The 26,476-nt window shown below is 35.0% G+C and carries 33 protein-coding genes and 1 riboswitch; of the genes, 21 read left to right on the plus strand and 12 right to left on the minus strand.

What is annotated here, in order from left to right; translation table 11 throughout:
- Positions 1-169 precede the first annotated feature (169 nt).
- A complete protein-coding gene (locus tag J7E66_RS13110) occupies positions 170-814 on the minus strand; it encodes a YczE/YyaS/YitT family protein (RefSeq protein WP_215000596.1) in 645 nt (214 codons plus the stop codon).
- Positions 815-831: 17 nt separating this feature from the next.
- Positions 832-1,275, minus strand: coding sequence for a GNAT family N-acetyltransferase (locus J7E66_RS13115; RefSeq protein ID WP_215000598.1), 444 nt, complete (start codon positions 1,273-1,275; stop codon positions 832-834).
- A gap of 128 nt (positions 1,276-1,403) precedes the next feature.
- On the opposite strand from J7E66_RS13115, the gene J7E66_RS13120 reads away from it, so the two are divergent.
- From J7E66_RS13120 to J7E66_RS13135, 4 genes are read left to right on the plus strand one after another with little or no spacing between them, the layout of a single operon-like run.
- The gene (locus J7E66_RS13120; RefSeq protein WP_215000600.1) at positions 1,404-1,856 is read left to right on the plus strand and encodes a MarR family winged helix-turn-helix transcriptional regulator; all 453 of its coding nucleotides are present in this window, start codon (positions 1,404-1,406) and stop codon (positions 1,854-1,856) included.
- Between the two features lie 25 nt (positions 1,857-1,881).
- Entirely contained in the window at positions 1,882-2,400 is a 519-nt protein-coding gene (gene paiA, locus J7E66_RS13125; RefSeq protein WP_215000602.1) for a spermidine/spermine N(1)-acetyltransferase, read from the plus strand.
- A 23-nt stretch (positions 2,401-2,423) separates the two neighbouring features.
- Positions 2,424-3,047 carry an FMN-binding negative transcriptional regulator gene (locus tag J7E66_RS13130; protein ID WP_215000604.1) on the plus strand — a complete coding sequence of 208 codons (624 nt, stop codon included), beginning with the start codon at positions 2,424-2,426 and terminating at the stop codon, positions 3,045-3,047.
- A gap of 36 nt (positions 3,048-3,083) precedes the next feature.
- Positions 3,084-3,308 carry a hypothetical protein gene (locus tag J7E66_RS13135; RefSeq protein ID WP_215000606.1) on the plus strand — a complete coding sequence of 75 codons (225 nt, stop codon included), beginning with the start codon at positions 3,084-3,086 and terminating at the stop codon, positions 3,306-3,308.
- Positions 3,309-3,351: 43 nt separating this feature from the next.
- Here J7E66_RS13135 and J7E66_RS13140 read toward each other — a convergent pair whose 3' ends face one another.
- Positions 3,352-3,624: a YqhV family protein gene (locus J7E66_RS13140; protein WP_168242978.1), complete on the minus strand. Its 273-nt coding sequence runs from the start codon at positions 3,622-3,624 to the stop codon at positions 3,352-3,354.
- 382 nt (positions 3,625-4,006) lie between these two features.
- Between J7E66_RS13140 and J7E66_RS31750 the strand changes: the two genes are divergently transcribed.
- From J7E66_RS31750 to J7E66_RS13200, 11 genes are all read left to right on the plus strand, one after another.
- The gene (locus J7E66_RS31750; protein ID WP_215000676.1) at positions 4,007-4,093 is read left to right on the plus strand and encodes a BA3454 family stress response protein; all 87 of its coding nucleotides are present in this window, start codon (positions 4,007-4,009) and stop codon (positions 4,091-4,093) included.
- Positions 4,094-4,222: 129 nt separating this feature from the next.
- Positions 4,223-4,648, plus strand: a complete 426-nt coding sequence (locus tag J7E66_RS13150) for a MarR family winged helix-turn-helix transcriptional regulator (RefSeq protein WP_215000608.1) — start codon at positions 4,223-4,225, stop codon at positions 4,646-4,648.
- Between the two features lie 57 nt (positions 4,649-4,705).
- Positions 4,706-5,104 (plus strand): DoxX family protein, encoded by a 399-nt coding sequence (locus J7E66_RS13155; protein WP_215000609.1) that lies wholly within the window; start codon positions 4,706-4,708, stop codon positions 5,102-5,104.
- Between the two features lie 90 nt (positions 5,105-5,194).
- Positions 5,195-6,133 (plus strand): ring-cleaving dioxygenase, encoded by a 939-nt coding sequence (locus J7E66_RS13160; RefSeq protein WP_215000611.1) that lies wholly within the window; start codon positions 5,195-5,197, stop codon positions 6,131-6,133.
- A 23-nt stretch (positions 6,134-6,156) separates the two neighbouring features.
- The gene (locus J7E66_RS13165) at positions 6,157-6,765 is read left to right on the plus strand and encodes a flavin reductase family protein (RefSeq protein WP_215000613.1); all 609 of its coding nucleotides are present in this window, start codon (positions 6,157-6,159) and stop codon (positions 6,763-6,765) included.
- A gap of 148 nt (positions 6,766-6,913) precedes the next feature.
- The gene (locus J7E66_RS13175) at positions 6,914-7,522 is read left to right on the plus strand and encodes an alpha/beta hydrolase (protein ID WP_215000615.1); all 609 of its coding nucleotides are present in this window, start codon (positions 6,914-6,916) and stop codon (positions 7,520-7,522) included.
- Positions 7,498-7,692 carry a hypothetical protein gene (locus tag J7E66_RS13180; protein ID WP_215000617.1) on the plus strand — a complete coding sequence of 65 codons (195 nt, stop codon included), beginning with the start codon at positions 7,498-7,500 and terminating at the stop codon, positions 7,690-7,692. The genes J7E66_RS13175 and J7E66_RS13180 overlap by 25 nt, the downstream gene beginning before the upstream one ends.
- 215 nt (positions 7,693-7,907) lie before the next feature.
- Complete coding sequence (locus J7E66_RS13185; protein ID WP_215000619.1) at positions 7,908-8,384, plus strand: CBO0543 family protein; 477 nt, start codon at positions 7,908-7,910, stop codon at positions 8,382-8,384.
- An 18-nt stretch (positions 8,385-8,402) separates the two neighbouring features.
- Complete coding sequence (locus J7E66_RS33085; protein ID WP_215000621.1) at positions 8,403-8,528, plus strand: NAD(P)H-dependent oxidoreductase; 126 nt, start codon at positions 8,403-8,405, stop codon at positions 8,526-8,528.
- A 459-nt stretch (positions 8,529-8,987) separates the two neighbouring features.
- Positions 8,988-9,140 (plus strand): hypothetical protein, encoded by a 153-nt coding sequence (locus tag J7E66_RS13195; protein WP_251032900.1) that lies wholly within the window; start codon positions 8,988-8,990, stop codon positions 9,138-9,140.
- Positions 9,141-9,201: 61 nt separating this feature from the next.
- Positions 9,202-9,672 carry a carboxymuconolactone decarboxylase family protein gene (locus J7E66_RS13200; RefSeq protein WP_215000623.1) on the plus strand — a complete coding sequence of 157 codons (471 nt, stop codon included), beginning with the start codon at positions 9,202-9,204 and terminating at the stop codon, positions 9,670-9,672.
- A gap of 347 nt (positions 9,673-10,019) precedes the next feature.
- On the opposite strand, the gene fsa is transcribed toward J7E66_RS13200, so the two are convergent.
- Both fsa and tkt read right to left on the minus strand, forming a co-directional pair.
- Complete coding sequence (gene fsa / locus J7E66_RS13205; RefSeq protein ID WP_215000626.1) at positions 10,020-10,688, minus strand: fructose-6-phosphate aldolase; 669 nt, start codon at positions 10,686-10,688, stop codon at positions 10,020-10,022.
- Between the two features lie 17 nt (positions 10,689-10,705).
- On the minus strand, positions 10,706-12,700 hold the full coding sequence (gene tkt / locus J7E66_RS13210; protein ID WP_215000628.1) for a transketolase: 1,995 nt from the start codon (positions 12,698-12,700) through the stop codon (positions 10,706-10,708).
- 249 nt (positions 12,701-12,949) lie between these two features.
- Between tkt and J7E66_RS13215 the strand changes: the two genes are divergently transcribed.
- Entirely contained in the window at positions 12,950-13,699 is a 750-nt protein-coding gene (locus J7E66_RS13215; RefSeq protein WP_215000629.1) for a DeoR/GlpR family DNA-binding transcription regulator, read from the plus strand.
- Between the two features lie 977 nt (positions 13,700-14,676).
- Here J7E66_RS13215 and J7E66_RS13220 read toward each other — a convergent pair.
- The 4 genes from J7E66_RS13220 to J7E66_RS32595 form a co-directional block, all read right to left on the minus strand.
- The gene (locus J7E66_RS13220; protein ID WP_215000631.1) at positions 14,677-14,796 is read right to left on the minus strand and encodes an anti-repressor SinI family protein; all 120 of its coding nucleotides are present in this window, start codon (positions 14,794-14,796) and stop codon (positions 14,677-14,679) included.
- 27 nt (positions 14,797-14,823) lie between these two features.
- Positions 14,824-14,907, minus strand: a riboswitch (cyclic di-GMP riboswitch).
- Positions 14,908-15,321: 414 nt separating this feature from the next.
- Complete coding sequence (locus tag J7E66_RS13225; RefSeq protein WP_215000633.1) at positions 15,322-15,936, minus strand: beta-class carbonic anhydrase; 615 nt, start codon at positions 15,934-15,936, stop codon at positions 15,322-15,324.
- A gap of 70 nt (positions 15,937-16,006) precedes the next feature.
- Positions 16,007-17,761, minus strand: coding sequence for a SulP family inorganic anion transporter (locus J7E66_RS13230; protein WP_215000635.1), 1,755 nt, complete (start codon positions 17,759-17,761; stop codon positions 16,007-16,009).
- A gap of 1,659 nt (positions 17,762-19,420) precedes the next feature.
- Positions 19,421-19,582 carry a hypothetical protein gene (locus J7E66_RS32595; RefSeq protein WP_215000637.1) on the minus strand — a complete coding sequence of 54 codons (162 nt, stop codon included), beginning with the start codon at positions 19,580-19,582 and terminating at the stop codon, positions 19,421-19,423.
- A 371-nt stretch (positions 19,583-19,953) separates the two neighbouring features.
- On the opposite strand from J7E66_RS32595, the gene J7E66_RS13240 reads away from it, so the two are divergent.
- The 3 genes from J7E66_RS13240 to J7E66_RS13250 all read left to right on the plus strand — a co-directional run bounded on the left by J7E66_RS13240 (position 19,954) and on the right by J7E66_RS13250 (position 22,250).
- The gene (locus J7E66_RS13240; protein ID WP_215000639.1) at positions 19,954-21,135 is read left to right on the plus strand and encodes an MFS transporter; all 1,182 of its coding nucleotides are present in this window, start codon (positions 19,954-19,956) and stop codon (positions 21,133-21,135) included.
- A 280-nt stretch (positions 21,136-21,415) separates the two neighbouring features.
- Positions 21,416-21,589 (plus strand): hypothetical protein, encoded by a 174-nt coding sequence (locus tag J7E66_RS13245; protein ID WP_215000641.1) that lies wholly within the window; start codon positions 21,416-21,418, stop codon positions 21,587-21,589.
- Between the two features lie 412 nt (positions 21,590-22,001).
- Positions 22,002-22,250, plus strand: coding sequence for a hypothetical protein (locus J7E66_RS13250; protein ID WP_251032901.1), 249 nt, complete (start codon positions 22,002-22,004; stop codon positions 22,248-22,250).
- A 1,028-nt stretch (positions 22,251-23,278) separates the two neighbouring features.
- On the opposite strand, the gene J7E66_RS32860 is transcribed toward J7E66_RS13250, so the two are convergent.
- Together J7E66_RS32860 and J7E66_RS32300 are read right to left on the minus strand one after the other, a co-directional pair.
- Entirely contained in the window at positions 23,279-23,539 is a 261-nt protein-coding gene (locus J7E66_RS32860; RefSeq protein ID WP_215000643.1) for a cupin domain-containing protein, read from the minus strand.
- Positions 23,540-23,557: 18 nt separating this feature from the next.
- Complete coding sequence (locus tag J7E66_RS32300; RefSeq protein WP_285289217.1) at positions 23,558-23,680, minus strand: hypothetical protein; 123 nt, start codon at positions 23,678-23,680, stop codon at positions 23,558-23,560.
- Between the two features lie 458 nt (positions 23,681-24,138).
- Here J7E66_RS32300 and J7E66_RS31760 point away from each other — a divergent pair, with 458 nt between their 5' ends.
- Positions 24,139-24,423, plus strand: a complete 285-nt coding sequence (locus J7E66_RS31760; protein WP_251032902.1) for a Spo0E family sporulation regulatory protein-aspartic acid phosphatase — start codon at positions 24,139-24,141, stop codon at positions 24,421-24,423.
- Positions 24,424-25,007: 584 nt separating this feature from the next.
- Positions 25,008-25,541 (plus strand): phosphate-starvation-inducible protein PsiE, encoded by a 534-nt coding sequence (gene psiE / locus J7E66_RS13265; RefSeq protein WP_285289218.1) that lies wholly within the window; start codon positions 25,008-25,010, stop codon positions 25,539-25,541.
- A 534-nt stretch (positions 25,542-26,075) separates the two neighbouring features.
- Here psiE and J7E66_RS13270 read toward each other — a convergent pair.
- A complete protein-coding gene (locus J7E66_RS13270; RefSeq protein WP_215000645.1) occupies positions 26,076-26,249 on the minus strand; it encodes a DUF2321 domain-containing protein in 174 nt (57 codons plus the stop codon).
- Positions 26,250-26,476: the final 227 nt, after the last annotated feature.

Consider the following 26,476-nt stretch of genomic DNA (forward strand, 5'->3'; position numbering starts at 1 on the left):
GAAAAATATAAAAAAATCTAATTAGAGTAAAAAAAATAGGCTCATTCCTTTGAACACAAAGGGTTGGGCCTATTTGGAGATATTATTACGTTTGAACGGACTTTACAGTCAGAGATGTTGAATTATTTACAGAGATTTCAGGTGATGAAGGAATACAACAAAAACCATCCTATATTGAATGGTTTTTATCTTTATCATAATTTGATGATGTACTTGAGTGTGTTAATATACTGTCTAATACTTTTTCAGTAAATAGCATAAAGTAATTAAGTATTAGCCCCCCTAAACAAACGGTTAATATAGTCCCAACGCCAATTGGTCCATTTAAAAACATTGCCATTATTAAGAATACGAGGTAAATGAACGTTTTCGAAAAAAATATATTTGTTCTAGTTAATTCTTGTATGATTAAGGTTAATCGGTCAACTGGAATCGGTGCAATATTTGTGTGTAAATATGTTGCGGTTCCTAATCCTATAACAACTAAGCCGATTCCAAAACAAACAACTTTGCTGTACCATAGTTCAGGTGTTATCAAATTGTGCAATAAAAAAAGCCACATATCAATACCAATACCCGTTATAAATGCTGTTAACAACCCCAAAACTTCTGGTCTTTGCCTTTTTAAAAATGAATTACAACCTATCAATAGTAAAGCTAATATTATTTCCCAACTTCCCACAGTAAGCCCCACATTTATGGACAGTCCTACCAAGAGTGCATCATAAGGTGAAGTTCCAAGGTCTGATTGAATAGTGAAAGAAATACCAAGGGTTAATATTAAAATTCCTAATACATAAAAAACATATTTCACTTTACTCGACCTCTTTATCAATATTTACTAGACAATTCTTTGAGCATTAGAATATGTGGGATACCATCTTCCATAAAGATATTAGATGAAGTACAATAACCAAGTTTTTTATAAAAACCTTCCGCCTGTGTTTGTCCATGTAATTTAACCTGCGAGGCTCCCCGTTCTTCCGCGATTTCTTCTAACGCTTTAATAATGATTTTTCCAAGTCCAAATTTACGATAAGGTTCGAGGATGCAGATTCTTTCCAATTTACCTACTCCATCAATAAACCTTATCCTTCCCGTTCCGACTGGTTGTTCATTGTAATGGACTAATATGTGTTCGCAAAGTCCATTCAGTGTATCAAATTGATCAAATTCATCTTCTAGTGGTACGCCTTGTTCTTTCACAAATACTTCTTTCCTTATTGCAAATGCTACCCTTAAATTTTCATCAATTGTTGCTCTTTTTGCATTCATTTTTATCAGTCCTTTTAAATTAAATTATCTATCATCATTTTGTTGCAAATGCAATAAAATTAGGTTAAATTTAATTTATATCACTTTTATAGTAAATGCAACAAAAAGTATGGGTTAAGGAGTTAATTATGAAGGAAATTCTTCGTGAAATTGGAATGATAGCAAGGGCATTAGATTCTATAAGTAATATAGAATTTAAAGAATATGACCTTACAAAAGGGCAGTATTTGTACCTGGTGCGAATATGTGAAAACCCAGGAATCATTCAAGAAAAGTTAGCTGAGATGATAAAAGTAGATCGAACAACAGCAGCTCGTGCTATAAAAAAACTTGAAATTAATGGCTTTATTGAAAAGAAAGAAGATCAACATAACAAAAAAATAAAAAAACTCTTTCCAACAGAGAAAGGGAAAAATGTTTTTCCTTTTATAAAAAGAGAAAATGATTATTCCAATATCGTTGCATTAGAGGGATTTTCCGAAAGAGAAGTAGAAACCATTTTCAACCTTCTTCAAAGAGTAAGAAAAAATATAGAAAAAGACTGGGAATTTGTAAAAAAGGGAAACAAGAGAAATTATTGATTATATGAAGGAGCGACATATTTAAATGACTATAAATATAAAAAAGTGTACCGTTGAAGATTCACACAAACTTCAAGAAATTAGTTATGTAACATTTAATGAGACATTTAAGCATCAGAATTCACCCGAAAATATGAATGCCTATCTGGAAAGGGCATTTAACTTAAAACAATTAGAAAAAGAATTATCCAATATTTCTTCGCAATTCTTTTTTGTTTATTTTAATAATGAAGTCGCTGGATATTTAAAGGTCAATACCAATGATGCTCAGTCTGAAGAAATGGGTGATGAATCACTTGAAATCGAGAGGATTTATATAAAGAACAAATTTCAAAAACATGGGCTGGGTAAATATCTGCTAAATAAAGCTATGGAAATTGCGATGGAACGTAATAAAAAGAAAATTTGGCTAGGCGTATGGGAAAAAAATGAAAATGCTATTACTTTTTATAAGAAAATGGGGTTTGTTCAAACGGGAGCCCACTCTTTTTATATGGGTGATGAAGAACAAAAGGACTTTATAATGACCAAAACACTCATATAACTTTTTTTGAAAGGTGGATTATTATGTATATTCCAAAATTTTTTAAGGTCACAAATGTTGATGAAATTTGGGATTTTGTTCAAAAACACTCTTTTGGAACGATTGTCACAACAGAACAAGGGAAACCAATTGCCACTCATTTGCCTTTGGGGTTAAATAAAAAAGATGATGATTACTATATTACTGGGCATTTGGCTTATGGAAATCCTCAGTGGAGAACATTTGAAACCTGTGAAGATGGGCTTGTTATGTTTCAGGGACCGAACGCTTACATTTCTTCTTCTTGGTATGGTCATGAAGAAGTACCAACATGGAATTATCAAGCCGTCCATATATATGGTAAAGCAAGCATTTTAGAGAAAGATGAATTAATAGAAGAATTAACAATAATGCTGGAAAAATATGAAGAAAATCGTGAAAATCCAGTTTTATGGGATAAACTTTCTCCTGAACTATTAGAAAATCAACTGCAAGGTATTGTTGGTTTTAAGATTAAAGTTGAACAAATCCAGGCTGCATATAAATTAAGTCAGAACCGAAATGAAACGGATTATATGAACATCATTGATAAATTACAAAATGAAGAAAATCCAAATTCGAAACAAATGGCAGAACTGATGGAAAAGAGATTAAAAAATCACATATAAGCTCACTTTGATGATATTTATCAAATCTGTTGTGGAATGGAAGAGGAAGAAACATTAAGGAAGGCAAAGCTTGCGAATGAACGGTTAAAACTCATGAAAGCTCATTTTCCAAATGACTTTCGATGGTGGGAAGAGGCAATTAGAGAGAGTTTAAACGAAAAAGAAAGAGAGGTATTATATCTAAAAAGAATACTAGGTGATCATCCCCCGTTTGTTCCGAATCAAGGAATGATGGGGGATTATTTTTTTGTTTTTTCGTGACAATCCTTTATTTTCCAACCTATAAAGAAACTTAAACGGAAGATCATGATTTTACACCGATAAAAATACAGCCAACTCCGATGAAAATCCAGACTATTTTGGCAAATGAAATATTCCCCGTCAATCCTAGAACACCAATTGTAGTCGTTAAGATGAGAATAATAGGGCCAACGAGTGCCAGAGAACTATTAACTAAAAGGGCCTTTTCAACTGAATTAAACTTAATCATAAGTATAGCTGCAAGTATTTCAATACTTCCTGAAAGTACTCTTAATAAGGCCATTCCCAAAACGGCTATTTCAATAAAAATAAACATATTCTCCTCCTATGTAATACTGTTCATCTCTCATCCGTATATGTTTATTATATGAATGGAGGGACAAGAACTTAACGAAATGCATATCCATGGGACGTCAAAAAAGACAAGATGAGGCCTATCCCTAGAGGACATAAATCCCTTGGTATCCAAAATATATACCCAACACGATTAATGAAACTCCGGAAACAATAGAGATAGCGATTAGACTCTTGTACATTTTATGAGAAAAATTAAGACTCATGCCAAAAAACGAATAACGGCAACCAATACGCCATACATGAACTGAGGTAATATAAATTTTTCTCTTAAGAATTTGTGGGCAATCTCTTACCATTGAAATCTTGTAACTGGAGAAAGCTATAAAAAATCTCATAACCTTATTAATGTAACTGTTAAAAAGGACACACCTGAAGAACAAATTTTGCATTTCGCACAAGAGCAAATTAAGAAACAATGGTTAAATTAAAAAAAAAGCCCGTGATTCGGCTGGGGCTATTTGGAGAAAAACAGTTATTGATTAAATTATAAAACAGGTATTGACATTATCTCGAATTCAAGATATATTAATTAAAGATATTAATTAGGAGGTGTGAATATGGAAAGGAAATGTACTAACCATCCATTTTTGCTACTAATGCAAACCTCAAAAGGCATTCAGGAACGAATAAGAGACGAAATGTCCAAAAATAATCTTAGTATTACCGAGTTTTCTGTTTTAGAGGTACTTTTCTACAAAGGGAAACAAACCATTCAGCAGATTAGAAATAGAATCCTGACCTCTAGTGGCTCGATGACGTATGTTATTGATAAACTTGAACAAAAAGGAATCATAAAAAGGAATGACTGTAGAGAAGACCGGCGGGTTATTCATGTAACCTTAACAGCTGAAGGAATAAAAATGATGGAAAACATCATGCCGAAGTATCAAGACATGGTTAATTCTATTTTTGAAGATTTAACAGAAGATGAGTCCGAGTTGATGGTCCATTGTTTAAAGAAAGTTAGAAACAGAGTGGAATAATATATTTTTTAAATTAATATCTCGAAGTCGAGATAAGTAAAAATAGGAGGTAATAAAATGATGAGTATGGGATTATTTATTATAAGGGTAGTCGTGGGTGTGTCATTCATGGCTCACGGTGCACAGAAATTATTTGGCTGGTTTGGCGGTTACGGCTTAAAGGGAACAGGAGGCTGGATGGAGTCGCTCGGTATGAAACCAGGTGTGATGATGGCCCTCATGGCAGGATTAGCAGAAATAATTGGGGGATTATTGTTTACATTAGGACTTCTTACTCCCCTTGCAGGAATCATGATTGCAGCTACAATGGTAATGGCAATTGTAAAGGTTCATGCTTCTAATGGCTATTGGGCAACACAAAATGGATACGAATATAATTTGACGTTGATAGCGGTTGTAATTGGTATAGCATTAATTGGACCTGGAAAATATGCATTGGATGCTTTTTTATTCTAAAATATCTCGAATTAGAGAATCCCGATTTTTAATAGTATCAATAATTTAATTATTGAATAGAGATCATTATTTTGAAAGGAGTGTTTCAAAATGAGTAAGAAAACAATGGGTATTCATCATATCACTGCAATTGTAGGACATCCACAGGAGAATGTTGATTTTTATGCAGGTGTTTTAGGATTACGCTTAGTGAAACAAACAGTAAACTTTGATGACCCTGGAACGTATCACCTTTATTTCGGTGATGAAGGAGGAAAACCAGGAACCATCATTACGTTCTTCCCTTGGGCAGGAGCTCGTCAAGGAACCATTGGGGATGGTCAAGTAGGAGTTACCTCTTATGTTGTTCCAAAAGGTTCTATGGAATTTTGGGAGAACAGGCTAGAAAAGTTAAAGGTTTCATTTACGAAAATGGATCGATTCGGTGAGCAATATTTGGAATTTGATGATCCACATGGCCTTCACCTTGAAATTGTTGAAAGAGAAGAAGGAGAAGTTAATAATTGGAACTTTAGCGGGGTAACTCCAGAGGTCGCCATCAAAGGGTTTGGCGGAGCTACTCTATTATCAACACAGCCCAATAAAACGGCTGATTTGTTAGAAAATGTTATGGGACTTGAATTCGTAGGTAAAGAAGGAGATTTCGCCCGTTATCGTTCTTCAGCTGAGATCGGAAATGTTATTGACCTGAAATTAACTCCGATTGGACGCGGAAGAATGGGTGTGGGGACCGTACATCACATCGCTTGGCGGGCTAGTGATGACCAGGATCAATTGGAATGGCAAAAGTATGTTGCAGGAAATGGATATGGCGTCACCCCAGTACAAGATCGAAACTATTTTAATGCCATTTATTTCAGAGAACACGGAGAAATATTATTTGAAATTGCAACAGATCCTCCAGGCTTCGCTCATGATGAGTCACAAGAAACCATGGGAGAAAAATTGATGTTGCCTGCACAGTATGAACCAAAAAGAGAACAAATTGAACGCGGATTACTGCCATTTGAAGTAAGAGAACTAGACTGATTATACGAAAAGGAATGATTTCTTTGCTTTCAATTGATCCAGCCTTAATGACTGAAAGAGAAAATTATAAGTTTCTAATAGGAAGCATCATACCTAGACCTATTGCTTTCGTGACAACCATTTCAAAAGATGGCGTTTTAAATGGTGCACCATTTAGTTATTTTAATATCGTCTCATCCAATCCGCCGATGATTTCATTATCTATTCAACGTTCAGCGGGGAGTCAAAAGGATACAGCGAGAAATATCATCGACTCCAAGCAATTTGTGGTCCATATTGTTGACGAACAAAATGTTGAAAAAATAAATAAGACGGCTGCAAGTCTTCCTTCTGATCAAAGTGAAGTTAAGTTAGCAAACTTGACTTCAGTAGATAGTGTAAAAATTTCGGTACCAGGTGTGAAGGAAGCAAAAATTCGAATGGAATGTTCATTAGAGCATTCCTTAGAATTGGGAAGTTCGGATAGTCCTGGATGTGATTTTATTATAGGAAGAGTGGTTCAATTTCATATTGAAGATGAAATTTATAAAAATGGAAGAATTGATGCTAGAGGTTTAGCTGCGGTAAGTCGATTAGCAGGGAATAATTACGCCAAAATCGGTGAGATTTTTGAAATAGAAAGGCCTAAATAACTTCTTACCCACCAGGCTTTTCAGTGGATGAACCAGTCGCTAAACATGGGGAAAAACTAATGTTGCCATCTTGGCTAGAGTCAAAAAGAGAAGAATTAGAAGAAACCTTACCGCCTGTAGAGGTTCGAGTTCTGGAGGGAGATAAATAATGAAACATATATTCAATAAGGGGCAAAATCAAACAAAACCCACGTTGTTATTGCTTCATGGTACAGGAGGCAATGAATTAGACCTGTTGCCAATTGCAGGAATGATTGATGATGAGGCAAATGTACTAAGCGTTCGTGGGAATGTATTAGAAAATGGAATGCCTCGATTTTTTCGCAGATTGGCAGAAGGGGTATTTGATGAGGAAGATCTTATTTATCGAACAATAGAGTTAAACGAGTTTCTTGATGAGGCCTCCGAAAAGTATGATTTTGATCGAGATAATATTCTTGCGATAGGTTACTCAAATGGAGCCAATATAGCTGCGAGTTTATTATTTCACCATCAAAATGCTTTAAAGGGTGCGATTCTTCATCATCCCATGGTGCCGCGAAAAGGAATTGAACTACCTGATTTAACAGGGAAATCAGTATTTATTGCAGCTGGCACCAATGATCCTATCTGCTCGCCATTAGAATCTGCTGAATTACAATCTTTATTAGAAAAGGCAAATGCAAATGTAGAAATTCATTGGGAGAATAGAGGTCATCAATTAACCTCTCAAGAAGTTGAAGCTGCAGCTCAATGGTATCAAAAAAGTATAAACTAAAAGTAAAACTTTCTGTTGGTTTATTAGGAAATGGTCAAATGGCGGGATATGAGTTGGATTTAGCATTTTTAGCAATGGTAGTTTATCTTGCAATCAATGGAAGCAAGCTATTATCAGTTAGTTACTTGATTTTTCAAAAGGATTCAATTGAGTCCAAAAAAGCAGCTTAATATGGAATGATAATTTTACAAGAAAGCTAATCGGAACCTTTCGATTAGTTTTTTATTTACATAGAAAATACTTTTATACTCGAAGGAATAGTAAATACTACCTAAAGAAATAATATTTAGGAAATTATTTTTACTCTGCTTGGTTTGATGGGGTTTTACAGAACATTGTAGGGCGGGAGCATATCAAATTGTGATTCACATCGGAGGATGTTTTTATGGAAAAGAAACTGTTGAATTTACTTACTGCTTTGTGTGTGGTTTCCTTGCCATTTTTATTTAAAGGATCTAAAATGCGAGAAAATCTTGTTATTTTTTTCTCAAAAGGAGTCCTTGCAACTCTAATTGATGCTTTTGTGGTAGGTACCAAAAGACTAGAATATCCAGTTCGTCCTTTTCCAAAAATTTTTAAGACAAACATCATTTATGACCTCTTGTTTTTCCCGCTTTTAAGTGTTATATGGGTGAAACTGACTTATAACGATCATTTAGGCAAAATACTTTTGAAAAGTTTACTTTTTAGTGTTCCCATGAGTATCGGTCAATGGTGCTTTGAAAAGAATTCCAAGTTATTTAAATGGGAAAAATGGACAATATTTCATACCTTTACCAGTGTAAATTTTACTTTGTTTACGATAAGAGGTTTCGTTGGATTATTAAAAAAATTAGATAAGGTAAAGAGTGCAAATTTTTAGAGCTATTCAATTCAAAAGATGGACGCTATTTTATTTGTAACTCCTGAATATAATCGTTCTGTACCAGCTGTAATAAAGAATTCTCTTGATGTAGGATCCCGTCCATATGGAGCAAGCGTATGGAACGGCAAACGGCAAAATTAAAGATAATGGAACGGTCCAAATCTTACAAACATTTGTCAATGTGTTTGTTGATTTGATTAAAAAATATCAAGCATAAGGAAATTCTAGGAAAGAAAGAGTTGGAGCATATAGCAGAAGAAATCCTGTTATATATTCCAACTTTTTGTTTTGAATGGAAGAAATAAAGCTCGATATTCATGACTAAGAAATTCAGATAAGGAGTGACGGAATTGATTCAAATTTGTCCTGCAGATACACGATACACAGTAAAAAATTGCTGGAGAGTAATTTAAGTTTTTCTTTTGGTGAGTATTATGACACTTCCAATATCCGATTTGGTCCACTGCGTGTGTTTCAACAGGAAGAAGGCAGGAAGAGTTACGATCCAGGCAAATCAAGATAGTTTCTTTTTATTAATTGATTTACCTGGGGGTGAATTTTAATGTTAATGATTCGTCACTCTATAGGCAGCCGATTGCTTTGTCAGATTTTCAGGATGAGTTAAATATATTTGAAGCAAAGGAAAATGAAAAGACTTGGTATTACTCCTCTGATTCACAAATTAATTTTCAACCTAATGAAAAACAATTGGTGATCCTTGCTGATCATAAAACTGTCTATCCGACTCAATGATTAAAAGTCTGATGGGATTTACAAGCTCCTTTATTTTTATTAGAAAGAAAGGATGTCTACAATGAAAAACAATTTATATGAAAAAGGAATTTTAAAAAATCTTAGTAAACTTAAAGAATTAGCACCAGAACAGCTTGAAACTTTTTCGGATTTTAATACGGCGGTCATGACAGATGGTGCACTGAGTAAAAAGGAAAAAGAAATCATAGCGGTTGCAATTGCCCATGTAACGGAATGCCCTTATTGTATTGATTCACATACACGACGTGCAAAAGCTGAAGGAGCATTACTTGAAGAATTAGTAGAAGCAATCTTTGTTGTAGCAGGAGTAGAAGCAGGTGGGGTAGTAACCCATAGTACTCATATACATAATGCGATGGATGCAGAAGCAGAGGATTCACTTTATAGACGTTCAAATCTAAAAAACCTTGGTCAATTAAATGAAGCTAGACAGTATATGAAGCAAGTCAAAGAAGATTTAGACCGCAGCATTGGCCTTTTAAATAAAGCAGTTAGAGATAATTATGCTTAATCTAATCTATGATAAATATTTCTGCAAAGTTAGGCGCTCTATTAGATACCATATCGAAGCTCAGGTCGACATGAGTCCGATGAAACTATTAATCTCATGAACCATTGAATTAAAACTTTTAGTTTATCTTGATTGCAGTTATTTTGCAATTTGCCATTCAGCTATTCTTCTTTATACATATTCGTGATGGAGACGGACCAAGATATGTAGAGTGCTTTGAGCAATTTATGAAATGTTATACCAATGGACTTGCAATTGAAAGAGCGGCAATGAAAATCTTAAATAACCAAATTAGGAATAAAAACCACGACAGGGATGAATTTCTCCTGTCGTGGTTTTTATTTCACTTAGTTTTTAAGTGTATTTTCCCAATCAGCAGCAAATTTTTCGATTCCTTGATTAGTAAGTGGATGTTTAGAAATTTGCTCAATGACTGAAAATGGAATTGTTGCAATATGTGCACCTGCCATTGCTACACGAGTTACATGATCCGGATGACGAACAGATGCTGCAATAATTTGTGTGTAGAAATTATGAATGCGGAACAATTCAGCTATTTTTGATACTAATTGGACACCGTCTTCGGAAATATCATCTAAGCGGCCTAAAAATGGAGATACATACGTTGCACCAGCACGAGCTGCTAATAGTGCTTGGTTTACTGTAAAGATAAGTGTGACATTTGTTTTAACGCCTTTATCAGCAAGATAACGGCAAGCCTCTAAGCCAGCTAAAGTCATAGGAAGCTTGATTGTAATTTTCTCATCTCCGCCGTTAATTTTAATAAGCTCTTCAGCTTGGGCAATCATTTCATCAGCTGTAATGGCTTCTGGAGTTACTTCAGCGGAAACAGACTCTACTTGTGGAACTGCTAGGCAGATCTCTTCAATGCGGTCTTCGAATTTTACGCCTTCCTTAGCAACTAGTGAAGGATTGGTTGTAACACCAGATAAAACGCCAATTTTATATGCCTTTTTAATATCAACAAGATTTGCAGTATCAATAAATAATTTCATAGTATATTTCCTCCATTTTAAGATTGCAGTAGACTTTTTGCGGTTCGAACAACATTTTCTGTCGTAAATCCAAATAGCTCCATGACTGCAGCGCCCGTTCCTGAAGCACCGAATGTTTCAATAGATAATACTTTCCCTTCTGATCCTACATAGCGTTCCCATCCAAGAGAGATACCCAATTCTAGTGCCACACGCTTCGTAATAGAAGCAGGGAAGACAAGCTCTTTGTATTCTTTCGGTTGACGATCGAAAAGTTCCCAGCTTGGCATTGCTACAACTCGAACCGACACATTTTCCTTTTCAAGTTCAGCTTTCGCGTTAATGGCTAATGACACTTCTGAACCGGTAGAGATCAAAATAACCTCTGGTTGGTCATTTGTTTGCGTTAATATGTAAGCTCCTTTAGAAAGGTTGTCTAAATTGGCTTGTGTTTCTTGGAACACAGGCAGGTTTTGACGGCTTAGTACCAAAGCAACCGGACCGTCTATTTGTTGTAGTGCATAAGCCCAAGCACTTGCCGTTTCGTTTGCATCTGATGGGCGAATCACAGTTAGCCCTGGGATCGCACGAAGAGATGCTAGCTGCTCAATTGGCTCATGAGTTGGACCATCTTCACCAACTGCAATCGAATCATGAGTAAATACATAAGTGACTGGAAGCTTTTGCAAGGCTGCCAGACGAATTGACGGTCTGAGATAATCATTGAAAACAAAGAATGTGCTTACAAAAGGCTTTACCCCGCCATGAAGAGCCAAACCATTGCCAGCCGCTCCCATTGCGTGTTCCCGAACACCAAAGTAGATATTTCGTCCGCTAAATGATTCTACTGCGAATGCTGCGTCTTCCTTTATATCTGTCATTGTGGAGTGAGAAAGATCCGCACTTCCTCCAAAAATAGAAGGAACTGATTTTACAAAATGGTTAATGGCTTCTCCGCTGGCTACACGAGTTGAAATTGTTTTACCTGTATCAAATGTCAGGATGTCTTCCGTATTGATTAAAACTTCTCCCGTGATGGCATGTTGCAGTTCCTTAGCTAATTCAGGATATGTCTCTTGATAAGACTGGAATAATGCATTCCATTGTTGTTCTTGGCTAATTCCTCTTTGTTTTAGCTCTTCAAAATGGGCTTTAACTTCTTCCGGTACAAAGAAATCCTCTTCATAGTGCCAGCCATATACCTGTTTTGTTGCACGAGCTTCTTCTGCTCCAAGGGGATTTCCATGTGCCTTGTTTGTTCCTGCAACTTTGGGACTTCCATAACCGATAGTGGTTCTAATTTCGATCAAAGTTGGTTGGTTTGTAATTTGTTTAGCTAATGTAATAGCTTTTGAGATTTCTGCCACATCATTGCCATCTTCCACTCGTAAATATTGCCAATGAGCAGATTCTGTTCTTTTTTGAATGTCCTCTGAAAATGAAAGGTTTAATTCACCGTCCAAAGAAATATCATTTGAGTCATATAGTGCAATTAATTTTCCTAGTTTCATATGACCGGCCATAGACATGGCCTCATAAGAGATGCCTTCCATTAAGTCTCCATCGCCAACTAGAGCATATGTATAATGGTCAATTACAGGGTATCCATCCCGATTGAACTTTGCAGCTAAATGCGCTTCAGCCATCGCCATTCCTACTGCATTTGCAATTCCTTGCCCTAAAGGCCCAGTTGTCGCTTCAACACCTTCTGTGTGACCAAATTCGGGATGACCAGGTGTTTTGCTATTAAGCTTTCTAAAATTTTTTAAATCTTCTAAAGATACATTGTACCTAGCTAAATGAAGCAAACTATACAACAAACTAGATCCGTGTCCGGCAGAAAGAATAAATCGATCTCGATTAAACCATTTTGCATTTGCAGAATTATGACTTAGATGATGTGCCCAGAGTGCATATGCCATTGGAGCAGCCCCCATAGGAAGACCTGGATGACCGGAATTAGCATTGTTGATCGCGTCAATTGATAAGGTACGAATCGTATTTACAGCTAGTGTTTCAATACTGTAATTCATCTTTTTTTCCTCCTCTTTATTCAGTAATTTTAAAATTAGGACAAAATGTCAGTTATTAGGTTTCTTGCCTTGAAGAATTTCTTGTTTTTGCACCCTAAAGCAAGTTATTTCGTGTTTGAGAATATTTTATCTTTATAAACAAGAAAAAACAAGAATAATTTCGTTGAATATTTTTAAAATTGGTGAATTCCAGAAAAAATAATATAATATAAGAAAAAACATGCAAAAACACGGAGGCTGATCATTGTTATGCTTAGAAAAGAACGGCAAAGCAAAATTTTACAAATACTTGAAAAGGAAGGGAAAGTCGTTGCTAAAGAATTAAGCATGAAATGGGATGTTTCCGAGGACACAATTAGACGAGATTTAAGGGAAATGGATTCATTTGGTCTTCTCAAAAGAGTACACGGCGGAGCATTTCCTGTATCTGCGAGCGCTTTAACCTTTTCAGAAAGAACGGAAGAAAATATAGATGCAAAAAAAGAATTGGCCTTGAAAGCAGTGAGGATTATAAAAGATGGACAAGTTCTTTTAATAGATGGAAGTACAACAAACCTTTTTCTGGCTCAAGAAATTCCAATGGAGTTTAAAGGGACTATTATTACGAATAGTCCCTCTATTAGTTTGGCATTATCAAAACATCCAAATATAGATATCTTCCTTTTGGGTGGAACCTTTTTTAAGGAATCTTTTGTGACTGTAGGATTAGATGTAATTGAAGTGCTTAAAAATATTAGAGCCGATCTCTGTTTTTTAGGAGTGTATTCCTTGCACCCTGACTTTGGTATCAGCATCCCTCATATAGAAGAGTCTCATGTTAAACGTCAGATGATTAAAAGTTCAAATAAAATCGCAACCCTGGTAACAAGAAGTAAACTTAATACAATTTCCAATTACTTGGTTGGTCCCGTTTCAGAACTTGATTACTTAATTACGGAAGACGGACCTCTAAGTCATAATTTAAACAAGTATATGGAATTAGGTATCGAAATTATTTAATTATAGTAGTTATTTTAAATTTGAGCTAAAGCAGCTAATAGCTTTCACATTCTTCTATAAAAAGTTTAAAAACGTGATGATATACTAAAAATGTCCATGCCAAATAACCTTCTTCATTTTTCTTAATGGAAGGTTTTGCTGTATTTAATTAGATATAGTTTCTAAGCTACATCTTGGAACGTAGTTCTACGTTTTAGTAAGACATAAAAACAATCAGGCAATGAAAGCTACTCTAAAGGTTTTTTCCTTCTTCTCGTTTTTTGTCATAAAACTCTCGAAGTCTTCTATTGTGTGAAATAAGACTATCCGAATACCACTTTGAACAGCCATGTATAAGGCGTTGTGAAGTTTATATAATCCACGTTTGGTTATTCGGTTTACTTATACGGTAAACTTCCCAGAAGAGTATACACAGGAACCCGGCGAATTCACCAAGTTTCTTGGCAGCGATTTTTTGTCCGGTAGCTCGTCGGGCTCATAACCCTAGGATCGTAAGTTCAAATCCAACCTCCGCAATCAGTGGCTCTAATCATGAAGCTTTGAAAATTGAGGATGAAAATAAAATAATTGAAGATTTAAAAAGAAGCTTACAAATACAAAGTGAAAAAACGGAACGATATGAAAAAGCTTTGTGTGCACTGTTAAAGCTGTCTTACGATACACAACTATGACGAAGGAATGATAGGGCAATTGACCCGTTGAGACATGGGAGGGAAAGCCTCCAGGGGCGGCGTGGAGATGTACATTATATGGTAAAATATGGAGTGGTAGCTGACTCCTTTATTTAACTATGCCTTCACGAAGCCAAAATGATCTGAACTCATTTCATTTACCCGTAAATCCAATTACAAGGGTTATGAAATCCTGCGAATAAGTGAGCATTCGAGAGATATTCGTATCAAACTGAGGGAGTTTAAATAAGGCAAAAAACATTTGATGAAAAGTATGAAAAAAAAATAGACCTCTAAGAGGTCAGGTCAAGAAGCCTTTTTTAAAAAATCCCTAATTTCATCAGAAGGAATCCCTACCTCTAAAGCTTCCTTAATAAGTTCCACCCATTCTTTATCTAATCCTTTTTCACTGGCAATTGCAGTCATAATATCCCCCCTAAAATATGTACTATTTTAGGTAACTCAGCCATCATAGTTTAACACCTTAGACCTGTAGCTTTGTGTCCCAATCTTTCAATAGGTTTGCCTTTATCTATTTACAGTATTAAAGAACTAATATAATAGTACTACAATCCTTTCGTGAATCTAAATATATAAATTCCAAAAAGTTCGACAAAAGATGAAAAAATTGGAAATTATGTCAAACTACGTGAATAATCCGCAATAAAGGAGTTACTTGTTCAACTATCCTGAAAATAGTAACGGGTAAAAGGGCATTTTTGGCAATACGAAACTAAACCCTATAAGATCCATTTTTTTTAAAAGATCCGGGTCTCGAATTTTAGCTATATTTTTTTGACCATAATTACGCTATTGCTTCAACAGTTACTTTACAACCAAGAGTCTCTAATCGTTTGATAAAGGAATCGCTACAATACCGGCGATCAATCCAACAACTGCATCTTTCTGAAAATGTCCTAAGTTATACCCTCGAAACCTCCTAGTGGGGAATCATTTAGACACCTTACTTATAGGACTGGGTATGTTTGTGCTGTTTGACTTTATTTCTTTATATCCGTCGATCACCAGATCCAATTTTCCTGTTTCAGGATCAATCACCATCCCATGAACAGAGATATTTTTAAGGAATAATGGGTGACTTTTAATTAAACGGACACTGTTGGCGACACTTTCTTCTACACATTGAAAACCCGTCAGCCACCTGGACAAATCAATCCCAGCGTTTGTGAGAATATCGATCCGCTCCTCGTCAATTCCATTCTGTTTTGCTTTTTTTAGAATAGAGGATGCTTCTAAACCTACCATACCACATCCATGATGACCGATCACACACACTTCTTCAGCCTTCAGTTCATAAATAGCGACTAGAATACTGCGCATGATACTGCCGAAAGGATGAGAGATAACAGCCCCGGCGTTTTTGATTATTTTCGCATCCCCATTTCCTAGACCCATTGCTTTGGGGAGCAATTCCAGCAAACGAGTATCCATACAAGTTAGGATGACTAGTTTTTTATCTGGAAATTTTGTCGTCTTAAACTCCTCATACCGGTTTTGATCAACAAAATCCTTGTTGAAATCGAGAATTTTAGAAATCGTGGTCATAATTTTTTCCTCCATTTAATGATTTAGGATGTTTTATTAACATCAGCTCCCTAAAAAGGGGGATGTCCAATTAAATTAACCCAAGCTCACGTTTTGTTTTTCTTTTTGCTTTAGGGTTTGCTTCTTCTTTTGAGAGGGTTGAACATTCTGCAAAAGAAAAATGTTTACACCCTTTACATCGCTTAACATCCAGTTTTGAGAGAGCATAATTGATCGCATCACCTGTATGGGCAAAGAAATTTTCCTCACCTGCCAATTGATAAAAACCAGTTTTCTTAAATAAATCTTCCAATTGCGGCTGGATACCAGAAAATATTACTTGTTGGTTACTATCCTTGAATCTTTTTACAAGATTCATGAGGAGGGCCTCCCCAGACGAATCCACGATGGAAACTTTACTCAATCTTAGCAGGAGCACTCTTGGTTCTAAACGCAAAATTTCTTCCATTTCCTTCTCAAAATGCTCGGTGGTGCCAAAGAATAATGGACCTTCTACAGTGTAAATATTAATTTGTGGGCAGTTTGAACCTTGCTTGACCATTTCGGGTTTTACTAGTTTATCGTTTGGATCCGGTAAAACCTTTGATACTTTTAACGTACTGCTTATTCGGATGACAAAAACGAGGAGAGCTAAAAGCAGACCTACTCCAACGCCTGTAGTTAAATCCATTAAAACGGTTAGCAGAAAAGTAGAGACTAATACAAGGGAATCCATCGTTTTTGATTGTAAGATATGGGCAAATTCCTTGCTCTCACTCATATTCCAAGCGACAAACATTAGAATGGGAGCCATACTCGCCAAAGGAATGGAAGAGGCATATGGCGCAAACAATACTAACACTAGTACTACAACAACACCATGTATGACACCCGATAAAGGGGAGAACGCACCGTTTTTTATATTCGTTGCCGTTCGCGCAATCGCACCGGTAGCAGGAATTCCTCCAAATAAAGGGGTGACCATATTGGCCAATCCCTGTCCAATCAACTCCTTGTTACTATCATGCTTACTGCCGGATATGTTGTCTGCTACTAAGGCAGATAATAATGATTCAATCCCCCCAAGCATGGCTATGACGAACGCAGCAGGAAGGAGTTCAATCACTACATTGACCGTTAACTCAGGGAACTCAAATTTTGGTAATTCATTTGGAATGGCTCCATAAGTTGAACCGATGGTTGCTACCTGATTTGGAAAGAACAGTGCTGCAACAACAGTTGAAACCATTAATCCTAACAAAGCACCTGGAATTTTAGGCAAATATTTTGGTGCTAATATAACAATAGCTAAACATATACTTGCTGTAAAAATACTGTATATATTGATTGTATTTAAATTAATTAAAATTTCTTTCATATTCAAATGAAAGGATTCTTCTTTTTTTAAGTTTTCAAGCCCAAGGAAATTGGCAATCTGGCCAGAAAAGATAATCACGGCAATTCCAGCAGTAAAGCCGATTACCACTGGACGAGGGATAAATTTAATATACCTTCCTAACTTAAACACACCCATAAGAAGAATTAAAAACCCTGCCAAGAAGCCGGCGATTAACAGCTTTTCATATCCAAACTGGATCACCACTCCCAATAAGACCGGGACAAAGGCTCCAGTAGGGCCTGCAATTTGAAATTTAGAACCTCCAAAAAGAGAAACAAGGATTCCGGCAATTGCCGACGTATAGAGTCCATACTCTGGTCTTACCCCTGAAGCAATCGCGAAAGCCATTGCTAAAGGAATCGCAACAATCCCAACAACTAACCCGGCAATCAAATCTTTTTGAAGATAGCTTAAGTTGTATCCAGAAAACCTTTTAGATGAAACCATTTATTACATCATTCCATTTCTATATTGTATAGTTTTTCACAAGTAAAAAGGACAAAGCTAATTTCCAGTACGACAATGTTTCATAACCTTTACTATTTCTTTTATCAACTTCTGAAACGAGAAATCATAGTTGTAAAAAACCTCCTTCAAATACTTTTTTGTTACCCGGGGAATCATCATAGAAAAGAGTTATGTTAGGACGCTCTGTAAAATCCCTGTTGTCTCTTTCATATGTAGAGATACGCTTTGAGGGAGGAAGAGTTTCATTTTTTTGAATTTTGATACATATTTACCAAATTATTCTCTTGTGTTTTAGGGAAATGGTCCAAGAATTTGTTAAAGTTATAGTAAATTTTGGGGAGATGGTATGTTTTTATGAAACTCTTTATGCTCGATTTAAGGTTAACGCAGATGTCAAAGCTTGGATTTTCCTTGCATGCAATAATTCATTCCAGAAGAAGAGCTCCTTTATTTATCCGTGTAGCAGCAAGTATGCTATAGAGTTAAAATCTTGAATGGAACAGTTCGATAGCGCTAGTAAGTTAATATTAGCTGACAAATAATGTATGTGAAGAATCGTGCAGAGGATTGGGAGGTAAATATCTTACATATTGCCTTATTCCAGAAAAGGGCGCAATTCTAGAATAAAAATTGTGCTCTTTCTTTATGTATAGGGTATTTTCTTGAATAGGGGAAGGAATTATTAGAAAGTTATCTTGGCTTTCGTTATATTCCTTTAATAATTTCAAATGTTCCAGTACCATCATTGAAACCCAATTGTTACGGCCTCTGTCACAAATCACCTTAAAACACTACTTTTCCATTACATTTTGTGTGATATTATATAAAAACACTTGCTAAAACTGGGTTTTAAATTAATTTATTGACATTTAATATAAATTTCTTCTTTCCACGATCCCTAATTATTAAAAAATGCCCTCATTTTACTTTTACCAACCTGAAAGCTTTAAGGCTGCGTGTTTTCTTCAGAAATAAGGACTTCTCTTTCTTTGAACTTTTATCCAGATGGAAAACCGATCGGGTAATCTCCTTTGCCACTATTACCGGCTGACATTGAAATTTTTCGAAAAGATTACTCTCCCAACCAGTACTAAGAATGTAAACAGATTAATATTTTTTTGTTTTTTCATGATGCATCCTCCTTATTTTTTAAAGCTAGTTTACTATTTCTAAGTTAAGAATAGCACTCTATTCTCTCGCTTTTGAGTTTTATGTGAGGAGTTCTGACATGCTAATTTATTCCATTTATGTATGTTATATAATTTTTATGACATATCTAATTTTGTCCAACTAATCTTTCAATTTCTTTAAACAACTCCTCTTGGATTAAAAATTATCTTAAAGCTTATAGAAGGAATGGAAATTGCCATGTACAAAGGTCAAGAATCTCATCAACTGGGTGTACAAAAAGGACAATCCTATAAATGGAGAAATACGAGGAAAGCTAATTGGAGAATTGCCAAAAGTCCTATACTACACAAATCCCTAGTGAAAGCCTGCTGGATTATCCTATTTCTACAAGATATGGATCAACAGTGTTTGACATAGATCGGAACGCCGTATACTGATTCGTACGATGTGGTGTAAGGGGATAAATAGAGGTTAATGCCTCCCCTCATCTCAATTCTGTTGATTCATTTAACTAAAAATCAAACATCCATTGACCTTTTGTTTCATCCACTTACTAGGAGTCTTTTGATTACTATACAATGAAGGCATCATCCGGTTGTGCTTCGTATTCGTATAACTCAAAGTTGTCATGGTTGTATGTCCGATCGATACGCCGCGTTTTTCCATCATCTCTACAAGATTCCGAAGATTATACCCAAGATGCCATCTTACTGTATAGATATACTCCAGATTTATACATAACTAATCCACTTTGAGATTTTATACAAGAATCTATAATTAAAAGAAACCGAAAAAAGTATGGAAGGAAACCTGACAACAATTATTACTTTGTTTGGAATTGATAGTATGATGATCAAAGAATTTATGAGAGTAAAATATATAAGGGATATTTATACAAACACTTTAAATAATCAACAACTGATCTAAACTTATCCATGCTCGAACTATATGCTATTAAATCTAAATTACCAGATTTGTTTTAAATAATTATCTTAGAACTAGAACATTTACCATCAAGAGAAATGCAAGGGGCTGACATTATGAAACCAAAGGGTCAAACATCAGTACTAGTTTTATCAACTATATCAATGATTGTTTCATTTGCAGTTTGGTCGGTCTTTGCACCGATTGCTGTGGCACTTCAAGAAATTTACCATTTAAGTACAACCGAAAAAAGCATTCTTATTGCTACTCCGGTTTTGTTGGGTTCTTTGATGCGCATACCAATGGGGATTTTAACAGATCGATATGGTGGCAGAAGAATCTATGCTTTGACTATGTTATTTCTTATATTACCAATGGTTGGAGCGGGATTTGCTCATTCTTATGTCATGATGTTGTTCTGGGCATTTTTTATTGGTATGGCAGGAACAACGTTTGCTGTTTCAATTACTTATGTTTCTAGATTGTATCCACCACAAAAACAAGGTTTAATTCTAGGAATTGCAGGTATGGGAAATTTGGGATCAGCAGTGGCTAGTTTTTTGATTCCTATGATTTTTACTTCATACGGTATGGCCTGGGTGTTTTGGAGCCTTGCTATTGCAATTGGGGTTATGTCCATTACCTTCTGGATAGGAACACAAGATTCACAAAGACCAAGTGAGACCAAGACTTTAATGGAATCTTTGTCTGTATTAAAATTTAAAGAAACGTGGTTTTTATCCATTTTTTATTTCCTTACCTTTGGTTGTTTTGTAACTTTTAGTATTTATTTACCTACATTGTTGCATGACCTGTTTCATATTACAGCTCTTGATGCTGGAATAAAAACAGCAGGATTCGTTATATTGGCTACCTTTATACGTCCAGTTGGTGGGTATTTATCTGATCGGTTTGGAGCAAATAAATTGTTAACCGTTGTCTTTAGTGGTGTATTGTTATGTGGATTGTTCATCGCTTTTACAAAGGAAAATTTTATTTTCTTTAGTATTAGTTGTTTGATTATCTCCATTATGGTGGGAATAGGAAATGGTGCAGTTTTCAAGATGGTACCTGAAGTTTCATCCGGGAATACAGGAGCGGTAACAGGTATTGTCGGCGCAGTTGGAGGAATTGGAGGTTTCTTTCCTCCAATTGCCCTTGGATTCTTAAAGGATATAACTGGAGATTATTTTCTGAGTTTTGCATTATTATCTATTCTCTCTCTGTTTTGTTTAATTCTTAATCATACGGGAATTAATAAAACAAGAGTAAATTTAAGTACAAAGAAAATCGCATAAATGAGTGTGTCCCAAAAGCCTAGCTTTTGTAACCTCGCTGTTGGACAGATGGATATAGATGGTTCTTTTCCGTGTTATCCTGGCGGTGGACGTCCTCTTTACCCTCTTTAAATTGTGTTAAAAATTATCCTTTATGCCTATGCCAAGGAACTCTATTCATCACGGGTCATATTTTCCAAGTATAGGGGAATATAGTACTATACTTGAACAGTACGGATTTAGTGTATCATATGTTCATCATTTTGATAGACCTATCCCATTAACTGATGGAGAAAAGGGGTTGAACCATTGGTTAGATAGTTTTGAGGATTACTATTTCCCTGAGTTCTCTAAGGAAGAAAAAATGGTTATTTACGGAAAAATAAAAAATAAGATACAATCAGATTTATATAAAGATGGTATATGGGAATCTGATTATAAACGAATTAGAAATGTTGCCATTAAGAAAAGATAGTTACTGTTGCAGTGTGGTATGTTGAATGTCCTTGGAATTATAAGATCTAAGGCTGTTTTAATTTCCACTAACGAATTTTATGGTAACTAAATAAGCTTATATAATGGAATAATAGTTTTATTGTTCCGCAATCGGGCGCAATTCTTTAACAAAAGATGCGTCTATTTTGTTTAGGGCCAGATTGTGGAGGATCATTTTAAAAGAAAATTGGATATTTATCGATGAGATTGATTCGTTATTTGGACAAGTATACGAAAAAAATTAATCTTTCTTCGTCTAAAATGATTGTTTTTTTTGTCTAATAGGTAAAAGGAAAAAAGAAGGTGATGATCATCATTGGCTTTAAACGTAAAAAACAAAAAAGTAACGAACAAGTATTTTTAGACCTGTTTCAGCAGAAGTAATTAATAATATGATGATAGATGATATTCAACGCTATTTTCAACAAGCTGATGTATATGTAGAGAGTGTATTTGAACAATTCACAAACAAATTTGATGAGTTTATAGAAAAAGAGCTTTCTTGGAAAGCAGGCAGTGGGTTTGTAAGAAAAACGCCACATCAATTACTAATCCATTCAATTACTCATGAAAAGCATTTCTTCTTATCATCAGCGATGAAAACCATCCAGACTACGAGCATATGCAGGAATGGGGAATGAAGCAGGGTTATAGCGAGTTTGATGAGGAGAAGATTAATCGAATGTTGCGGAGAGTGTGACAGGACAAAGGAGTCAGATTCTTCGTTCCAAAAAGGAAGTGGAACAAGAGGTTGGGGGCTTTTCGGGAAAAAAGTGCAGCCAACACAGTAAAACGATCTTCCACAATCGGGCGCTTATATATAGTATTAGTTTCTACCGTATTCAACGTATTCAAAGATATGGAAATAGATATGTCTAACAGGGGAAAGATACGACCTTGAAGTTTAGTGTGGAAGTGTACTCCTTCCAGACTAAACTTCAAGGCTAGAAAGCGAAAGCGCGGTAGGGATGAAAGACAGACTAGTTGCCTGATGAAGAGACTGCTAAATCACAGGATCTATTGCTACCCAAAGAGGGTAATTCAAGTTCTTAAATCCCGTACCTATGAATTCATGTAAACAACGATAAAAGGTGCATTCCTTCAGCATTTTTTAAGTTGATACTATATATAATGGCCCGATTATGGAGTAACGAAAAAAGCCCAATTTCTCAATTTTAATGCTGAGAAATTGGGCTTTTTATAATGGAATTTTCTTAACGTTGTAAATTTGACGTTCCTGACGCTACCCCTTGTTCAAAAGTATAGATAACTTTTGGGTTTTAGCCCTTTTAATGTTAGTTTTCATGGTAAAAATCCTAAACAGCTTCTAAAGCCAAACAAGGATCATTAAAGTAAACAACTTCGGATAGAATCTTACAGTCTTGAATGTTCTCAAAAGCTTGTCTTACTTCTTTTTCTGTGTCAAATTCAAACATAGTCGTGTTTTTCTTTGAATAGATAGTGATTACCCACATAAAAAATTGTTCACCTTCTTTCATAGATTGATAAGGAATTTTTGAAAATAAAATACCATATATTATATAAAAAATAGTAAAAAATGAGGATGGAATATCTAATAAAATTCATGAGAGGTTTAGCTTTAACACTAATTATACGATGAGGGATTCCGGGTCTTTTAATTTCAGTCTTTTGATTATTTCAGATATTTTCATATCGGAAATGACCAATTATCCGGATAGTCAGTTTGGATGAATAACGTTGTGAAGGGTATTAATATTTTCCATGTACCTTCAGAACCTTTTGGGATGAAAAATTGATCGCTCTTACGTATAGTGGTAATTTTACCATCAGAGGTACAGAATTTAGCCTCTCCCTTTAACACGTAAAACATTGTATCATTGTTACCATAACGGAAATAGAACTTATTGTTTGAATGGTCCTCTGGAATGTACTTCCATACTCCAGTCATGAAAAAGGGTTCATCAGGTTAACTGTGGTTCAGCCAGTGAACTGTCCCTACCGTTTTCTCTTCTACAATATATGGCTCCCATGTGTCTATATAGGCTAAGGGTGATAGCTCCTCTAAATCTTGTTTATCATCAATAGTCATTTCCTTCCTCCTTTTAAATTGGTTCCAGATCTTCTTTTGCAGCTTTGTTCAATCTTACAATTTTTCCTCTAGTAAGTTTCTACTATTCTTCCTGAAATTTAATTTTATTCACCTTCCTTCGATGTAAGCCTATTTGATTTTTGAAGAAATTCTACTAACCTCGGATTAATATTGAATAATTTTCATATATTATCCCCTCTCTCAAAATTTTTAGTAGATCTACATTTATAATTATGATTCAATCAATTGTGCTTGCCAACTAACATGTAACATATTCTGACAGATTATTTCAAAATTTCCAATTATTATATATATTTTTTTTATACTATGTTAGTCAATCTACAATTTTTTAGACATGTTGAAGAAATCTATGTAAAAATAAACCATATTTTTAACTATTTTGAAAGAATATTTTATAAGAGTGTTCCATATTTATCCAAAGGGGAGGATTCCATTACATGAAAGTTACAGATTTATTTTTGTTTAAGAGTGATAGTATTAGAACTTTACATTTTACGTGGTTTGCCTTATTTGAATCTTTTTTTAATTGGTTCAATATAGCGCCTCCTACTATGGTTCTTAAAGAGATAGATGAATTAGAGGGCAGAATCAATCAATTGAAAAAGGAATTGATCCAGATTACTGAAGTAACTGGCTTAAATAGCGATGAAACCATTTGTTGCAGTCAGAAATTAGACCAACTCATCATGATTTACCAAAAACTTTATAAAAAAAGAAAATAGAAAGCGGGTTGTATTATGGTAATTGTTCTTCTAATAACAGAAGTGGAAGAATCTAAAAGGGGACATATTAGAATCCCTTAATTTGTTGAGTGGGTGAATTAGTTCACTCAAAGAACTAGGCTGCCAAATTCTTGGCAGCCTTTTGTTATTGAGCTTAAGGGCAGTTTGATAGGGGTAATACCAGCATCCGTGACACCAGGGGCAAACGTATGTAAACAAATGGTAAAACAATGAAAAAAGTTCCTAAAAGGACGAGTATCGGAACAAAACCTTTGCTTGTAATGTTGATTTGCACATAATTGACTGGATTTTTAACCTTCAAAACGGGCAAGTTCCGTTTTCTAAAACAAATTCGGAACATCGTTAAATCGTTGTGGCTTTGCCCCTGATGACAGCTACTCTGGGTCCGGGCCTTGTTCTAAAACTCGTAGATTGTCTAACATGGTATTTTAAAAAAAATATATATAATTAAAAAATATTCAAAATTATCTGTCATAATATGTTACAAATTAGTTGGCAAGCACAATTGATTAAATCATAATCATAATCATAAATGTGGTTCCGTTAAAGAGAGGGGGAAGGAAATGGAAAAATATCAAATGACTATTGATGATAAACAAGATTTAGAGGAATTCTCACCCGTAACCTATATAGACACATGGAAGCCGCATATTGTAGAAGAGAAAACGGTAGGGACAGCTCACTGGCACCTTATCTCTAAGGTTCTCCAATTGTTATTGAACATTTCTCTTGTATTATTATCCATTATCCTTTCTTTTTTATTAATAAAGGAATTAATCATTTTCAGTCAAATTTTACAGGAAAAAGGCAGCGAGGACTATAAGCTTTTTCTTGCCAATATTCTTATCTTTTTTTTATATTTTGAGTTTATTACGATGATTGTTAAATACTTTAAAGAAGGATACCATTTCCCGATTAGATATTTTATCTATATCGGCATAACAGCATTAGTAAGAATCATTATTGTTGATCACGATCATCCAGTAAATACATTATGTTATTCACTTGCGATTTTGGTTCTAGTTATTGGGTATTTCATCATTTATTTAACTCCTCGTGAAAGACGGAACAGTAATGGGGCGGATGAAAAACATTAATGAAGTTTTTCTTAAAATCAAATTGTTATGTTTTGATGAGTTTTACAAAAGTAGTATTTTAGCAAATTCATAAAAAGCGAGAAATTTCAATGAAAACGTTGAGATCCTCGCTTTTTTATGTGATTTTCGAAGGAAATGAACGAATGAATTATACAAATTAGAGTTATAATATAATTAAATTCTACATATTGTTAATGTTGCTTTAAAATAAAGTTACACCGTTTTACCCCTATAGATATACTTATCTATAGGGGTGTTTTTATAGTAAAAAGGAAAAGAACATCTGAGGATTTGGGAGGTATAGATGAAATATTAAGGAAGAAGGAGTTCAGCAAGGATAACGAGTAAAAATGGGTCGTAAAGTGGATATTTACTCCATTTTATGACCCTGTTTCATTTATACCGGGATTTCTCCCTCTATGGGTAGCACCAGTGTCGGTGCAACCATATCCTTTCCTAAATCCACCCGTTGGATTAATTAAATGTATAATTCATTCGGAATAATCTTAGTTGTGCACTTTGTGAGAGGCAACGTCAAGGTACCTGGGTTTTATTTGTTAATATAATTAATTCATCGATGTTTTTAATTACGATTTCTTTTTTCGAAGGAGGAAGATCCGAAATATTTTCAATGATTTCCTTTCTTTTTAGTTCCATTTGTTTTAAAATGTCTTTATCAATTCCATCTAGATAACATTCTTTGCCCATCTCTATCCTAATCCCCCTTTTTCTTTTAACAATATACTTGGAAACTACTCTTGCCTTTGCAAACTAAAAAGCCGACTTTCCTTTATTAATAAAGGATGAACTGCACCCGAATTGTTAGACACACTCTAACAATTCGAGGTGCATTTTTTATGGTGAAATTTTCTCCAGAAGAAAAAATACAAGCAGTTAAAGAATATTTAAGTGATAATGACGGAGGAAAAACAATT

This window comes from Bacillus sp. ISL-7 (assembly GCF_018613065.1).